This window comes from Streptomyces sp. TP-A0356 (assembly GCF_001417775.1).
Taxonomy (GTDB): Bacteria; Actinomycetota; Actinomycetes; order Streptomycetales; family Streptomycetaceae; genus Streptomyces.
Window position 1 is genome coordinate 86832 of record NZ_BBZJ01000029.1, and the last position, 13758, is coordinate 100589.

The 13758-nt window shown below is 70.5% G+C and carries 18 protein-coding genes; 12 read left to right on the plus strand and 6 right to left on the minus strand.

The features are described 5' to 3' along the window. Positions 1-127 precede the first annotated feature (127 nt). The gene (gene mce / locus ASC56_RS30655) at positions 128-568 is read right to left on the minus strand and encodes a methylmalonyl-CoA epimerase (protein WP_055494850.1); all 441 of its coding nucleotides are present in this window, start codon (positions 566-568) and stop codon (positions 128-130) included. A 148-nt stretch (positions 569-716) separates the two neighbouring features. Between mce and ASC56_RS30660 the strand changes: the two genes are divergently transcribed. The 4 genes from ASC56_RS30660 (at position 717) to ASC56_RS30675 (ending at position 3680) form a co-directional block, all read left to right on the plus strand. Then, entirely contained in the window at positions 717-1919 is a 1203-nt protein-coding gene (locus ASC56_RS30660; RefSeq protein ID WP_055494851.1) for an acetyl-CoA C-acetyltransferase, read from the plus strand. 70 nt (positions 1920-1989) lie between these two features. After that, positions 1990-2946 carry a methylmalonyl Co-A mutase-associated GTPase MeaB gene (meaB, locus tag ASC56_RS30665; RefSeq protein ID WP_055494852.1) on the plus strand — a complete coding sequence of 319 codons (957 nt, stop codon included), beginning with the start codon at positions 1990-1992 and terminating at the stop codon, positions 2944-2946. Between the two features lie 163 nt (positions 2947-3109). Then, positions 3110-3256: a hypothetical protein gene (locus ASC56_RS30670; RefSeq protein WP_159039728.1), complete on the plus strand. Its 147-nt coding sequence runs from the start codon at positions 3110-3112 to the stop codon at positions 3254-3256. Positions 3257-3386: 130 nt separating this feature from the next. Further along, positions 3387-3680 carry a hypothetical protein gene (locus ASC56_RS30675; RefSeq protein WP_159039729.1) on the plus strand — a complete coding sequence of 98 codons (294 nt, stop codon included), beginning with the start codon at positions 3387-3389 and terminating at the stop codon, positions 3678-3680. A 401-nt stretch (positions 3681-4081) separates the two neighbouring features. Here ASC56_RS30675 and ASC56_RS30680 read toward each other — a convergent pair whose 3' ends face one another. From ASC56_RS30680 to ASC56_RS30695, 4 genes are all read right to left on the minus strand, one after another. Then, positions 4082-4558, minus strand: a complete 477-nt coding sequence (locus ASC56_RS30680) for a MarR family winged helix-turn-helix transcriptional regulator (protein WP_055494855.1) — start codon at positions 4556-4558, stop codon at positions 4082-4084. Positions 4559-4650: 92 nt separating this feature from the next. Then, the gene (locus tag ASC56_RS30685) at positions 4651-5448 is read right to left on the minus strand and encodes an AIM24 family protein (RefSeq protein WP_055494856.1); all 798 of its coding nucleotides are present in this window, start codon (positions 5446-5448) and stop codon (positions 4651-4653) included. Then, positions 5445-6095, minus strand: coding sequence for an AIM24 family protein (locus tag ASC56_RS30690; RefSeq protein WP_055494857.1), 651 nt, complete (start codon positions 6093-6095; stop codon positions 5445-5447). The genes ASC56_RS30685 and ASC56_RS30690 overlap by 4 nt, the downstream gene beginning before the upstream one ends. 1 nt (position 6096) lies before the next feature. Beyond that, a complete protein-coding gene (locus ASC56_RS30695) occupies positions 6097-6729 on the minus strand; it encodes an AIM24 family protein (protein ID WP_055494858.1) in 633 nt (210 codons plus the stop codon). Positions 6730-6958: 229 nt separating this feature from the next. Between ASC56_RS30695 and ASC56_RS30700 the strand changes: the two genes are divergently transcribed. From ASC56_RS30700 to ASC56_RS30720, 5 genes are all read left to right on the plus strand, one after another. Next, entirely contained in the window at positions 6959-7309 is a 351-nt protein-coding gene (locus tag ASC56_RS30700) for a DUF3817 domain-containing protein (RefSeq protein ID WP_055494859.1), read from the plus strand. Further along, on the plus strand, positions 7306-7602 hold the full coding sequence (locus ASC56_RS30705) for an MTH1187 family thiamine-binding protein (protein WP_055494860.1): 297 nt from the start codon (positions 7306-7308) through the stop codon (positions 7600-7602). The genes ASC56_RS30700 and ASC56_RS30705 overlap by 4 nt, the downstream gene beginning before the upstream one ends. A gap of 146 nt (positions 7603-7748) precedes the next feature. Then, on the plus strand, positions 7749-8498 hold the full coding sequence (locus tag ASC56_RS30710; RefSeq protein ID WP_055494861.1) for a hypothetical protein: 750 nt from the start codon (positions 7749-7751) through the stop codon (positions 8496-8498). Next, positions 8495-8713, plus strand: a complete 219-nt coding sequence (locus ASC56_RS43240; RefSeq protein ID WP_055494862.1) for a DUF4166 domain-containing protein — start codon at positions 8495-8497, stop codon at positions 8711-8713. Before ASC56_RS30710 ends, ASC56_RS43240 begins: the two co-directional genes overlap by 4 nt. Beyond that, a complete protein-coding gene (locus ASC56_RS30720) occupies positions 8710-9339 on the plus strand; it encodes a TetR/AcrR family transcriptional regulator (RefSeq protein WP_055494863.1) in 630 nt (209 codons plus the stop codon). The genes ASC56_RS43240 and ASC56_RS30720 overlap by 4 nt, the downstream gene beginning before the upstream one ends. A gap of 691 nt (positions 9340-10030) precedes the next feature. Here ASC56_RS30720 and ASC56_RS30725 read toward each other — a convergent pair. Further along, positions 10031-10462: an SRPBCC family protein gene (locus ASC56_RS30725; protein ID WP_055494864.1), complete on the minus strand. Its 432-nt coding sequence runs from the start codon at positions 10460-10462 to the stop codon at positions 10031-10033. A gap of 125 nt (positions 10463-10587) precedes the next feature. Between ASC56_RS30725 and ASC56_RS30730 the strand changes: the two genes are divergently transcribed. The 3 genes from ASC56_RS30730 (at position 10588) to ASC56_RS30740 (ending at position 13289) form a co-directional block, all read left to right on the plus strand. After that, complete coding sequence (locus ASC56_RS30730) at positions 10588-11097, plus strand: MarR family winged helix-turn-helix transcriptional regulator (protein WP_055494865.1); 510 nt, start codon at positions 10588-10590, stop codon at positions 11095-11097. 77 nt (positions 11098-11174) lie between these two features. Further along, entirely contained in the window at positions 11175-11513 is a 339-nt protein-coding gene (locus tag ASC56_RS30735; RefSeq protein WP_055494866.1) for a DUF3817 domain-containing protein, read from the plus strand. Positions 11514-11588: 75 nt separating this feature from the next. Beyond that, positions 11589-13289 carry a methylmalonyl-CoA mutase gene (locus ASC56_RS30740; protein ID WP_055494867.1) on the plus strand — a complete coding sequence of 567 codons (1701 nt, stop codon included), beginning with the start codon at positions 11589-11591 and terminating at the stop codon, positions 13287-13289. The last annotated feature ends 469 nt before the right edge of the window (positions 13290-13758 follow it).

Sequence of the window (13758 nt, forward strand, 5' to 3'; positions counted from 1 at the left end):
GGGCTGCTGCCCCGACGCTCGTCCCCCGAAACCCGGACCCCGGACCGTCCCGCCGGTCACGGCGGGACCCGGTCGCCCTGGTGGAGCGGCGACCGCTCCCAACCCTACCGGCCCTTATGTACGGGAGTCAGTGCTCAGGTGACTCAACAGCAGCCGATGTGACCAGTTCTGTGAGTACGCCGTGGCAATCCTTGGGGTGCAGGAAGGTGATCCGCGACCCCATGGAGCCGCGCCGTGGCTCCTCGTACAGGACGCGGACGCCCTTGTCCTTGATCGCGGCGGCGTCCCCGTCCACGTCCGCCGTGCCGAAGGCGATGTGGTGCACGCCCTCGCCGTTCTTCGCCAGCCACTTGGCGACGGTGGAGTCCTCGCGGATGGGTTCGAGCAGCTGCAGGTAGGAGGCGCCGCCGTCGTCCGTGTTGTTGATCTTCAGCATGGCCTCGCGCACGCCCTGCTCCTCGTTGACCTCGGTGTGGAACACCGAGAAGCCGTATGTCGAGGTGTAGAACTCGACGGTCTTCTCCAGGTCGAAACAGGCGATCCCGATGTGGTCGATTCGCGTCAGCATGGAAGTAGTGCAGCGCTCCGAGCGTGGTTACGCAACGTGCGCGCGATCACACTGACAGCCCGATGACGGGGTGGACTACCGCTCAGTACATTCGAAGTAAACCCTCGTTCACTCCTCGGCTGTGCAAGCCGGAAGGGGATCGCAGCTCATGTCTGGAACGAACAGCACGACCTCCGTCATCGTCGCGGGTGCCCGCACCCCGATGGGACGGCTGCTCGGCTCGCTGAAGTCCTTCTCCGGAGCCGACCTCGGCGGCTTCGCGATCAAGGCCGCCCTCGACCGTGCGGGGATCGGTGGCGACCAGGTGCAGTACGTGATCATGGGTCAGGTGCTGCAGGCCGGGGCGGGACAGATCCCGGCCCGTCAGGCCGCGGTCAAGGCGGGCATCCCGATGAACGTCCCGGCCCTGACGATCAACAAGGTGTGTCTGTCGGGCCTCGACGCGATCGCGCTGGCCGACCAGCTCATCCGCGCGGGTGAGTTCGATGTGGTCGTCGCGGGCGGCCAGGAGTCCATGACCAACGCGCCCCACCTGCTGCCGAAGTCCCGCGAGGGCTTCAAGTACGGCGCGGTGCAGATGCTCGACGCGATGGCGTACGACGGCCTGACCGACTCCTTCGAGGGCGTCGCCATGGGCGAGTCGACCGAGAAGCACAACACCCGCCTCGGCATCGGCCGCCAGGAGCAGGACGAGATCGCGGCGCTGTCCCACCAGCGGGCCGCTGCCGCCCAGAAGAACGGCATCTTCGAGGCCGAGATCACCCCGGTCGAGGTGCCGCAGCGCAAGGGCGAGCCGGTCGTCTTCAGCAAGGACGAGGGCATCCGCGGCGAGACGACGGTCGAGTCGCTCGGCAGGCTGCGCCCGGCGTTCAGCAAGGACGGCACGATCACGGCCGGTTCCTCCTCGCAGATCTCGGACGGTGCGGCGGCCGTGGTCGTGATGAGCAAGGCCAAGGCGCAGGAGCTGGGCCTGGAGTGGATCGCGGAGATCGGCGCCCACGGGAACGTGGCGGGGCCGGACAACTCCTTGCAGTCGCAGCCGTCGAACGCGATCCTGCACGCGCTGAAGAAGGAGGGCCTGGAGGTCTCGGACCTCGACCTGATCGAGATCAACGAGGCCTTCGCGGCGGTTGCCGTGCAGTCAATGAAGGACCTTGGGGTTTCCATCGAAAAGGTGAACGTCCATGGCGGAGCGATCGCACTGGGGCACCCGATCGGGATGTCCGGCGCCCGGCTGGTCCTCCACCTCGCCCTGGAGCTCAAGCGGCGCGGCGGGGGTGTCGGAGCGGCGGCCCTGTGCGGTGGCGGCGGTCAGGGTGACGCGCTGATCCTGCGGGTAGCCAAGGCCTGAGCACGATCGGGTTCTCCACACCGGCTGGAGCGCCCCGGCGCGAGCAGAATCGAATCGGAACGGAGTTGTGATGCAGGACGTCTCCTCGCTGGTGGCCCAGGCCAGGGAAGGCCGGCCGCGGGCCGTGGCCCGGCTGATCTCCCTGGTGGAGGGGGCGTCCCCACAGCTCAGGGAGGTCATGACGGCCCTGGCCCCGCTGACCGGCGGAGCGTATGTGGTGGGCCTCACCGGGTCCCCGGGCGTCGGCAAGTCCACGTCCACCTCGGCCCTCGTGACGGCGTACCGCAAGCAGGGCAAGCGGGTCGGCGTCCTGGCCGTCGACCCGTCCTCGCCCTTCTCGGGCGGTGCGCTCCTCGGCGACCGCGTCCGGATGTCGGAGCACGCCTCTGACCCCGGCGTGTACATCCGCTCGATGGCGACGCGGGGGCATCTGGGCGGCCTCGCCTGGGCCGCGCCGCAGGCGATCCGGGTGCTGGACGCCGCGGGCTGCGACGTGATCCTGGTGGAGACGGTGGGCGTCGGCCAGTCGGAGGTCGAGATCGCCTCCCAGGCCGACACCTCGGTGGTCCTGCTGGCGCCCGGGATGGGCGACGGCATCCAGGCCGCGAAGGCGGGCATCCTGGAGATCGGCGACGTGTACGTCGTCAACAAGGCCGACCGCGACGGCGCGGACGCGACCGCGCGCGAGCTGAACCACATGCTGGGCCTGGGGGAGTCGCGGGCCCCGGGCGACTGGCGCCCCCCGATCGTGAAGACGGTCGCCGCGCGCGGCGAGGGCGTCGAGGAGGTCGTCGAGGCGCTGGAGAAGCACCGGGCGTGGATGGAGGAGCGGGGGGTGCTCGCCGAGCGCCGGCTGTCCCGCGCCGCCCACGAGGTGGAGACCATCGCGGTGACGGCCCTGCGGGAGCGGATCGGCGACCTGCACGGGGACCGTCGCCTGGGCGCGCTGGCGGAGCGGATCGTGGCGGGCGAGCTGGATCCCTACCGGGCGGCGGACGAACTGGTGGCGGGGCTGACGGCGGGCTGACGGGAAACGCCGCGGTGCGTGCGCATCCGCGTTGATACCTGGCCGGTACGGTCATGGCGCTCTTCGGGGCCACCACGGTCCGCGGAGATCCCTCAGAAGGGCCCTAGCCCCAGTGCTGCCGCGGGAGGCCTTCCCGCGGCCTCTGGGCCCCGTTGTGCGGACGGTGTGGAGCGAACTCCTCGCCGACCGGCGGCTCTTGCAGCGGGCGTACGCGCTCGACGGAGTGGCCGAGGAACTGCTGTTCGTGTCGGGCCGCTGCTCGTGGGCGCGGTGGCGCGGTGGGCGTCGCCGGGCGCCGTGGTGGCGCTGAGCGCGCTCCTGATGGCGCCGGGACCATCGCCTTCGCTTCGTCGCCCACGACGGCCGGTGTGCGCCCCGCCGCGGTGCGGTCGGTGGGCCCCACGGGGCGCCTGCGCGCGGTGCGGCCGTTGGTGTGGCCCGTGATCGTGGCCGCAGTGGTCGGGGTGGCCGTCGGCGCGCTGGACCTGCTGGTCCTGGCCTTCGCCGAGCAGCGGCGGTACGGCGACGACGACGGTCGTGGCACCCATGCCACGACGACGGTCGTGGCATGGGTGCTCGCAGTGTTGTCCGCGGGCAGCGCGGTCGGCGGGCCGCTGGACGGCGCCGTGCACGGGCGGCTCGGCGCACGGGCCCGTCTGCCGCTGTTCGCCGCGCGCATGAGCACGCCGAGGGCGGATGCCGGACCGGCCACGGCCGGCGAGGGGCCCAGCTGATCGCGGACGAGTCTGCCGCGCCGGGCTTGCGCACCCAGACCGGTTGCGTGGGCCAACACGGCGGTCGACGCGGGCGGTTCGGGCGGCTCGGCGGCGGTGGGGGCGCCGGTGGGGCAGCTGCCGCTGGGAATGTGTTTCCGCGGCTGCCGCCGGTCCGGCCGGGTGCCCGCGGCACACGGGTGGTGCCGGCGCGTGGACGGCCGCGGCCAAATGGCCGGGCGCCTCCGGCGCGTGCGCGGGCCACGGCCGGGTCGGAAAGACGCACCCTCGGCGCGAAACCGCGCGCTGAGGCGCGGGGCGGCCCTTGTCGTGCCCGTGCGTCGTCAGGCCGCTGCCGGGGCAGTCGGCGGCGCGGTCGCATCCGCCGGCTGCCCGCAGCGGCCAGATGATCCGGGGCGCCGCTACGGCTTGCCCCGCATGCCCCGCAGGTGCTCCGCGACCGGGCGCAGGGACTTGTGCAGGTGTTCCAGGTCGTCAGGGGACAGCAGATCGATGAAGTGCCGCCGCACGGACGCCACATGATGGGGTGCGACCTTCTTCATCGTCTCCATGCCGTGGTCCGTGAGGACCGCGTACAGGCCCCGGCGATCGGACTCGCAGTTCTCGCGGCGGACCAGGTCCGCGTTCTCCATGCGCGTGATCTGGTGCGAGAGGCGGCTCTTGGACTGGAGGGTGGCGGCCGCGAGGTCGCTCATCCGCATCCGGACGCCCTCCGACTCCGAGAGATTCACCAGGATCTCGTAGTCGTTCATTGTCAGGCCGAACGGCTGCAGATCCCTTTCGAGCTGATACGTCAACAGCCTGTTGACCTCCAGGTGGGTGCGCCAGGTGCACTGCTCCGCATCGGTCAGCCAGCGCGTGGCCGTCTCGGTCTCCATGAATGAAGTCTACCTAAAAGGTTGAAAGGCGAACTAGTGAGGGGGGTGTGACTGTGCGCACGCGTTCGATGTCACACTCCGCAGACTACCGCTCACAGCCCGAAGCGACGCTGGAGGTCCCCCAGCTGTCCGGGAAGGCGCGGTGTCCCCGGCTGCTGCCCCTGGTGACCGGGTACCCCACCGCCGCCGGGTACGCCCGGCTCGTGCGGGACCGCTCCCGTGGGCTGCTCCTCCATGAGGGTCTCCGTGGACTGCAGCAGGACCGTGCCCGCCCCCGCGAACTCGAACTGATGCTCCTCTCCGGAGGCCCCTCCGAGGCCCGTCATCGCACGTAGACCGCCCCATACACCTGTCAGGTACCCGTGGTCGTAGTGATGGCACGGGGAGGGGCAGTCGGCCCAGCCGACCAAGGCCTGTGGATCCACCCGGATCGGGGGTTCCATGAACACCACCGGACCGTTAGATGCGGCCACGAACTTGCCGGTTCCGATCAGTGTCAGGAAGCCCGGGATGATCGACTGCTTGAGGGCGAGACTTGGCTGAAAAGCGAGCAGGTTGCCCGAGCGAATGGTCAGGTTGCCGTCGTCGAGATCGTACGAATTCACATCGAAGGCCCGGTCGGCGAGGAGCATCTTGCCCGAGCCCTGCGCCACCACCCAGTCACTCGCGTGCAGAGGCGAATGGAAGGACGTACGGACAAGGTGATCCAGGCGACCGTGTCCGACGCCGTTGAACTCGATCGAGCCGTAGTAGGCGATCATCTTGCCCTTCTGCAGGAACCACTGGCTCCCCTTGAGGTCCACGCAGAAGGTGTACGCGTTCACGTTGTCGTCGACCGGCAGGGTCGTCGGGTCGTGGATCACGGGACCGGCGCCCGGATAGGTGCTCACAGCTTCTCCTCCGACGCCTGGACGTACACCGCACCACTGCCGCTCAGCTCCAACTGGAACGCCTCACCGGAGCCGCGGCCCACCATGTCGCGCCAGCCGAGCGCCGCCGACAGCTTGTTGCGCACGTCGCCGTGGTGCGCGACATACGCCTGGGGGTCGACGTGGACCGGGCGCTGCGGGGTGATCGGCACCTCGAAGACGCCGCCGTGCGCCATGACCGCGACCGCGCCGTGGCCCGTGAGGGTGGTCGTGAACAGGCCCTGGCCCGTGACCTGACCGCGCACCAGGCCCATGACGCCGCCCTGCGAGCCCATGAACATCGTGCCCTGCTGCAGGGTGCCCTCGAAGGCCAGCAGGCGGTCCGCCTCGACGTACAACGTGTCCCCGGTGAGATTGATCACCTGGATGTGGTGGCCGCCGTGCCCGAACAGCACCGTGCCGTTGCCCTCGACCGTCATCAGCGGCGTCGCCTCGTTCGCGATGCGGCGGCCGATCATCGACATGACCCCGCCCTGGCCGCCCTGGATGTTGGGGGTGAAGGAGACCTGGCCCTTGTAGGCGAGCATCGCGCCCCGCTGGCTGTACAGATGACGGCCGGGCACGACCGTCGCCTCGATCATCTTCGAGTTCACTTCGCGGAAGGCCATGTCAGAGGTCCCCCGCGATCGTGTTGCGCTCGCTGGGCTGGACGTAGACCAGTCCGTCCCCCTCGAAGCGGATCTGGAAGGCCTCGCCGCCGCCCTCGCCGAGGAACGTGCGGAACGTCACGCCCGACTGGAACGACTGCCGCAGGTTCCCCTGATGCGCGATGTACGCGCCGGGGTCGACGATCAGCGGGTACTGCGCGCTCACCCGCAGCACCAGCGCCGGACCGTCCGACATGATCGCCGCCTGGCCGTGGCCCTCGACGGTCGTCGTGAACAGGCCGTTGCCCTGCGAGGCGCCGCGCAGACCGGTGAAGGCCGTGCCCGTGCGCAGGCCGGCGTCCGTCACGAGGAGATTGCTCGACTCGACGTACAGCTTGTCCCCCTGGAGGCCGACGAGGTTGATCTCGGAGGCCCGGTCCGCGAACCAGCACGTCCCCTGGCCCTTCACCTCCATCACGGTCATCTGCTCGCCGGTGAGCCGCCGGGTCACCATTCCCCGGATCCCCTCACCGCCGCCGGTGAGCTTCTTGAAGGTCATCTGTCCGTCGTACGCGACCATGGAGCCGTTCTTCGCCTTCACGGCGTCCCCGGTCATGTCGACGGCCAGCACTTTGCTGCCTTGGAGTCGGAACATCGCCACGGGGCGAAGGTAGCCGCCCGGCGGGTGGAGCGGACAGAGCCCGTGGATGGAGACCGACCCTGATCCCACCCCTAGGGACCCGCCGCCACCGCGACGGACCACCGCCACCAAGAAGGACCCACCGCCACCCCACGGGGAATGGTTTGCCACAATGGGGGAGCGTTTGTGCTTGCGTTCACAAACTCGGCCGCATCTGAAGCCTCTCTCCCACCGAAGGGGACCCGTGGACATCAAGACAGCCTCCGCCCTCCGCCGCCTCCGCCTGGTCTCCGTGCCGGAAGGAATCTCCTGGATCGTGCTCGCGGTCTGCACGGTCATCAAGTACACGATCACACCCAGCGTTGACGTCGCCCGGGTGATGGGTCCGATCCACGGCGTGCTGTTCACGCTGTACGTGATCTTCTGGCTGGACGCCTGGAACCGCGCCAAGTGGGACCGGAGGACGGGGGCCCTCTACTTCGCCTACTCGATCATCCCCGGCGGCGGCTTCCTCGCCGAGCGCAGGCTGCGCCGCGAGGCCGAGGACGCCGTCATCGCCGCCCGCGCCCGCAAGGAAGGGATCGTGAACGCATGATCGTCGCCTTCTCCGTGACGCCCCTGGGCGTCGGCGAGGACGTGGGGGAGTACGTCGCCGACGCCGTGCGGGTCGTGCGGGAATCGGGCCTGCCGAACCGTACCGACGCGATGTTCACGTCGGTCGAGGGTGAGTGGGACGAGGTGATGGACGTCGTGAAGCGTGCCGTGGCCGCGGTCGAGGAGCACGCGCCGCGCGTCTCCCTCGTCCTGAAGGCGGACATCCGTCCCGGCGTGACGGACGGGCTCACCTCGAAGGTGGAGACGGTGGAGCGCCATCTGTCCGGCGAGTGACGCGCCCTCCAGCAGCGGAGAACCCCGGCCCCGAGCGCCGGGGTTTTGCCGTGCCAGGGGTTTGAGCAGTCGCTCAAATGTCCTGTAGCCTCGGGGCACTTGGTTGAGCAGACGCTCAACCAGGGCCATTGACTGGGGGATTCGCAATGGAGCTCTACATAGAGGTGCACATACGGGGCGACATCGACGAACTGTGGGTGCGGACCCAGGACCCGGCACTGCACCGACGCTGGGACCTGCGCTTCACCGAGATGGACCATCTGCCGCGCGCGGAGGACGAGCCGCAGCGCTTCCGGTACGCGACGCGTGTCCTGCCGTTCGTGACGGTCTCCGGGACCGCTGTGTCGGCCGGGGAGAGGACGCGGCCGGACGGGACGCGCACCTCCGCCCTGCGGTTCTCCTCCGCGCACCCGCTGTCGCTGATCGCCGAGGGGAGCGGCTACTGGAGGTACGTCCCCGACGGCGACGGCGTCCGCTTCCTCACCGGGTACGACTACCGGCCGCGCTGGGGCCGTGCGGGCGCCCTCGCGGACCGTGTCCTGTTCCGCCCACTGATGGGCTGGGCGACCGCCTGGTCCTTCGACCGGCTGCGGCTGTGGCTGGAGCGAGGCGTCACACCCGAGCGGGCGCGGCTGAACTGGCTGACGGAGCTGGCGGTGCGCGGGCTCGTCCTCGCCGTCGGCTGCACGGGTCTCGGCATGGACTCCGTCATCCCTCTGTTCGGCCCGCTGGCCCCGGCGCTGGCCTACCTCTGCCCGCTACTGCTCGCGGTCGCCATGTCCGTGGCCCTCTTCGCAGCGCCGTCGGCGCGCACCCCGGCAGCCCGCCGCTGTCTGCGCACCCCGCCCACACGCGCGTGCGCGCCCCGTCTCCTCGCCACCCTGGAGGGACCGTGACGGCCTCGATCTCCCGTCCGGTGATGGGCGCGGACCTCGAGCGGCGGCACTCGCGGCCGCGGCGCCGCTTGTCCGGTGAAGACCGCTTCCGCGCGGGGCCGGTGGACGTCCGGGTCCCGGAGGTCGTCGGCCCACAGGCGGAGGCGAGGGAGTCGTCCGACGAGTCGACGGGACACTTCCGTCTGCGGCCGGGCAGGCAGGAGGCGCGGGCGTGAGCGAGGCGACCAAGGTGAAGCTGCTCGAGGGGGCGCTGCGGACGCTCACCGAGCAGGGGATCGCCAAGGCGTCGGCCCGGACGATCGCGGCGACCGCCGGCGTCAACCAGGCCTTGGTCTTCTACCACTTCGGCTCGGTGGACGAGCTGCTGGCGGCGGCGTGCAGGTACGGGACGCAGCAGCGGGTGGTGCGGTACCGGGAGCGGCTGGATCGGATCGGCTCGCTCGGTGAACTCCTGGCGTTCGCACGGCAGATGCACGAGGAGGAGAAGGCGGCGGGGCACGTGGCGGTCCTCGGCCAGCTGCTGGCCGGGGCCCAGACCCATCCTCGTCTCGCTCCGGCCACGGCCGCGGGGCTCGATCTGTGGATCGCGGAGATCGAGAGGGTGCTGGTGCGGGTGCTGGCGTCGACGCCGCTGGGGGAGTTCGCCGATGCCGGGGGGCTTGCCCGTGCGGTGTCGGCGTCCTTCGTGGGCATCGAGCTGTACGAGGGGGTGGACGCGGCCGGCGCGGACGCGGCGCTCGCGGCCCTGGACCAGCTGGCGTCCCTGGTGTCGGCCCTGGGGGACCTGGGCCCAGTGGCCCAGCGAGCGATCCGCCACACCTTGCGCCGCGCGTCGCCCTAGGTGTTCTGTGCACGGAACAGGGCAATACACCTAGCCCCCGGGCCCGGCGCCGAAGGCTCAGGCACTCGGGGCCCGCGCCGGAGGCTGCCGTTCGGGCCCCTCGGGGTCCGCGCCGGCGCCCTTCCAGCCCCCAGGTCCGGCGCCGGAGGCTGTCGTTCGGGCCCCTCGGGGCCTGCGCCGGCGCCCTTCCAGCCCCCGGGTCCGGCGCCGGTGCCCTTCCAGCCCCCCGGGTCCGGCGCCGGAGGCTGCCCTCAGGTCCCCAGATCACCGGGCCCCCGCGCCGGAGGCGCCCCTTCCGGGAGCCCGAGCTCCCGGGCTCCCGGGCTCCCGGGCCCCGGGCTCCCGGGCTCCCGGGCCCCGGGCTTCCGGGCTTCCGGGCCCCGGGCTCCCGGGCTCCCGGGCCCCGGGCTCCCGGGCTCCCGGGCCCCGGGCTTCCGGGCTTCCGGGCCCCGGGCTCCCGGGCTCCCGGGCTCCCGGGCCCCGGGCTTCCGGGCCTCCGGGCCTCCGGGCTTCCGGGCTTCCGGGCTTCCGGGCCTCCGGGCTTCCGGCCTCCGGGCTCCCGAGGTTTCGGGCCCCCGGGATCCGCGTCCGGAGGCCCCCGGTCTCGGTGGATGCCAGGGTGTGCGTCCTTCGGCCGCGCCGGTCCCGGCGGCCGCACTGCGCGCCGCGGCGGCCCTTCCTGCTCACCGTCTCACCGTTGCCGTTCCACGTACTCCTTGAAGTGCCCCAGATCGCTGCGGACGAGCCGTTCGATCGCGCTCGCCTGCGCGAATCCCTTCGGCCCGCCGAACGTCTCCCTGAGCGCGGCGGGGTCGTACTCGATCCGCACCTGCACCCGGGTGTGGTTCTGGTCGATCGGCTGCAACGAGACGGAACCTGCCAGCTCGGTGCCGGCCGTGGTGTGCCACTCCAGTACGTGTTCCCCGCCGCGGTCGGAGACCTCGGCCTCGAACTCCCGGGTCCGTCCGCCCGCCTCGACGTCCAGATGTGCTCGGCCTCCCGTCTCCGCACGGGCGTCGCGCACTCCTTCCACGAAGAGGGGATAGTTCTCCACGCGATGAAGGCTGTTCCAGGCCGTGTCGATCGGAACTCCGACGTCGACGTGTTCTTCGAGGGTGCTCATGGCCCACCTCCACGTTCGTCTCATGACGCATGGCCTTCCGCTTCCAGTGTGCGCCGACAGGGGCCGGGAGACCGAAAAGCGAGACGGGGCTGACCAGCATGTGACCGGCCGGTAAGGTCGATGGCGTGCCGAAGCCCCTCAGTCTGTCCTTCGATCCCATCGCCCGCGCCGACGAGCACTGGAAGCAGCGGTGGGGAAACGTGCCGTCGATGGCGGCCATCACCTCGATCATGCGGGCGCAGCAGATCCTGCTGGCCGAGGTCGACGCGGTCGTGAAACCGTACGGGCTGACCTTCGCGCGCTACGAGGCACTGGTGCTGCTCACCTTCTCCAAGTCGGGTGAACTGCCCATGTCCAAGATCGGCGAGCGGCTCATGGTGCACCCCACGTCCGTCACCAACACCGTCGACCGCCTGGTGCGCTCCGGCCTCGTCGCCAAGCGGCCCAACCCGAACGACGGCCGCGGCACCCTCGCCTCCATCACCGACAAGGGCCGCGAGGTGTGCGACGCGGCCACCCGGGACCTGATGGCGATGGACTTCGGGCTCGGCGTGTACGACGCGGAGGAGTGCGCCGAGCTCTTCGCCGTGCTGCGCCCGCTGCGCATCGCCGCCGGGGACTTCGAGTCCGAGTAGCCCGAGCGGCGCCGGGCCGTTCGGAGCGGCCGGGGGTAGCCGAAGATCGCCCCGAACCGCCGGTTACGCTCATAGCCATGAAGAAGAGCGTGCTGACCCGCTACCGCGTCATGGCCTACGTCACCGGCGTGCTGCTGGTCCTGCTGACCCTCGGCGTGATCGCCAAGTACGTGCTGGACGTGAACGGGGCCACGGACTTCACCCGCGTCGTCGGCTTCGCCCACGGCTGGCTCTACGTCGTCTACCTGGTCTTCGCCTTCGACCTCGGCTCCAAGGCGAAGTGGCCGGTCGGCAAGCTGCTGTGGGTGCTCCTTGCGGGGACGGTCCCGACGGCGGCCTTCTTCGTGGAGCGCAAGGTCACCCACGAGCTGGAGGCGAAGCTCGCGGAGGACGTTCCCGTCGTCGCGAAGGCGTAGCGGACACCGCCGTACGGCTCACGTACGGCGGTTGCCCATCGACATTTACTTGGACGTCCTAGTAAATTCGAGGGTATGGACTCTGACGCCATCGAGGAGGGCCGCCGACGCTGGCAGGCCCGCTATGACGCCTCACGCAAGCGTGAGGCCGACTTCACCACGCTCTCCGGCGACCCCGTGGAGCCGGTGTACGGACCGCGGCCCGGAGACTCGTACGAGGGCTTCGAGCGGATCGGCTGGCCGGGGGAGTACCCCTTCACACGCGGCCTGTACCCGACCGGCTACCGGGGGCGGGCATGGACCATCCGCCAGTTCGCCGGGTTCGGCAACGCCGAGCAGACGAACGAGCGCTACAAGATGATCCTGGACGCCGGCGGCGGCGGCCTGAGCGTCGCCTTCGACATGCCGACCCTCATGGGCCGCGACTCCGACGACCCGCGCTCGCTGGGCGAGGTGGGGCACTGCGGGGTGGCGATCGACTCGGCGGCGGACATGGAGGTCCTGTTCAAGGACATTCCGCTGGGTGACGTCACCACCTCGATGACGATCAGCGGCCCGGCAGTCCCCGTGTTCTGCATGTACCTGGTCGCCGCCGAGCGGCAGGGCGTCGACCCGGCCGTGCTCAACGGCACGCTGCAGACCGACATCTTCAAGGAGTACATCGCCCAGAAGGAGTGGCTCTTCCAGCCCGAGCCGCACCTCCGTCTGATCGGCGACCTGATGGAGCACTGCGCGGCCGGCATCCCCGACTACAAGCCGCTCTCCGTCTCCGGCTACCACATCCGGGAGGCGGGCGCGACGGCCGCTCAGGAGCTGGCCTACACGCTCGCGGACGGCTTCGGCTACGTGGAGCTGGGGCTCAGCCGCGGTCTGGACGTCGATGTCTTCGGCCCCGGCCTGTCCTTCTTCTTCGACGCGCACGTCGACTTCTTCGAGGAGATCGCCAAGTTCCGGGCGGCGCGCCGCATCTGGGCGCGGTGGATGCGTGACGTGTACGGGGCGAAGAGCGAGAAGGCGCAGTGGCTGCGCTTCCACACGCAGACGGCCGGTGTCTCGCTGACGGCGCAGCAGCCGTACAACAACGTGGTGCGTACGGCGGTGGAGGCGCTGGCGGCGGTACTCGGCGGGACCAACTCGCTGCACACCAACGCGCTGGACGAGACGCTGGCGCTGCCGAGCGAGCAGGCGGCGGAGATCGCGCTGCGCACGCAGCAGGTGCTCATGGAGGAGACCGGGGTCGCCAATGTCGCCGATCCGCTGGGCGGTTCGTGGTACGTCGAGCAGCTGACGGACCGGATCGAGGCGGACGCGGAGCGGATCTTCGAGCAGATCAGGGAGCGGGGACTGCGGGCGCACCCCGACGGACAGCACCCCATCGGGCCCATGACCTCCGGGATCCTGCGGGGCATCGAGGACGGCTGGTTCACGGGCGAGATCGCGGAGTCCGCGTTCCGCTACCAGCAGGCACTGGAGAAGGGCGACAAGAAGGTGGTGGGCGTGAACGTCCACACCGGTTCGGTCACCGGGGACCTGGAGATCCTGCGGGTCAGCCACGAGGTGGAACGAGAGCAGGTGCGGGTGCTGCGCGAGCGCAAGGCCGGGCGGGACGACGCGGCGGTGCGCTCGGCGCTGGACGCGATGATGGTCGCCGCGCACGACGGCGGCAACATGATCGGGCCGATGCTGGACGCGGTACGCGCGGAGGCGACGCTCGGCGAGATCTGCGGCGTGCTGCGGGACGAGTGGGGGGTGTACACGGAGCCGGCCGGCTTCTGACGGGAGTTCACCAACGCGCTGTGCGGCGGCCCGAGGGCCGGTGGACAGCGCGTTTCCATGTGTGTGATGTGCATCTCGTGGTGACGGTGCGTGCGCGGCGTGAAAGCTCCGTGATCGAGCGGTAATGGCGACGTCGCACAGGAACTGCACAGGTGCGGCCGCCTTCCTCCCGCTGCGCCGTCCCCCTGCCGTTGTGACCGTCGGTTACCGGCCTGGGAAAAGGTTCTTGATCCGCGGGTCAAGCCCGTGCCTATGGTGGTCCCCGGCGCCCGGCCGGACCTGACCAGTTCGCACCGTCGGGACGCCGGTCATCTCGGCACACCCGGGGGAGTGCCACGCATCCGCATTGCACCGGTCCTGGCCGACGTGTGTCTGCTTCCCCGGAAGTGCCGCCTCCCTTTGCCACTTCCGAGGGGGAAGTAGTGCGCACACTAACGCGGTTGGGAAGAAGACCGCGCCAAAGACAACG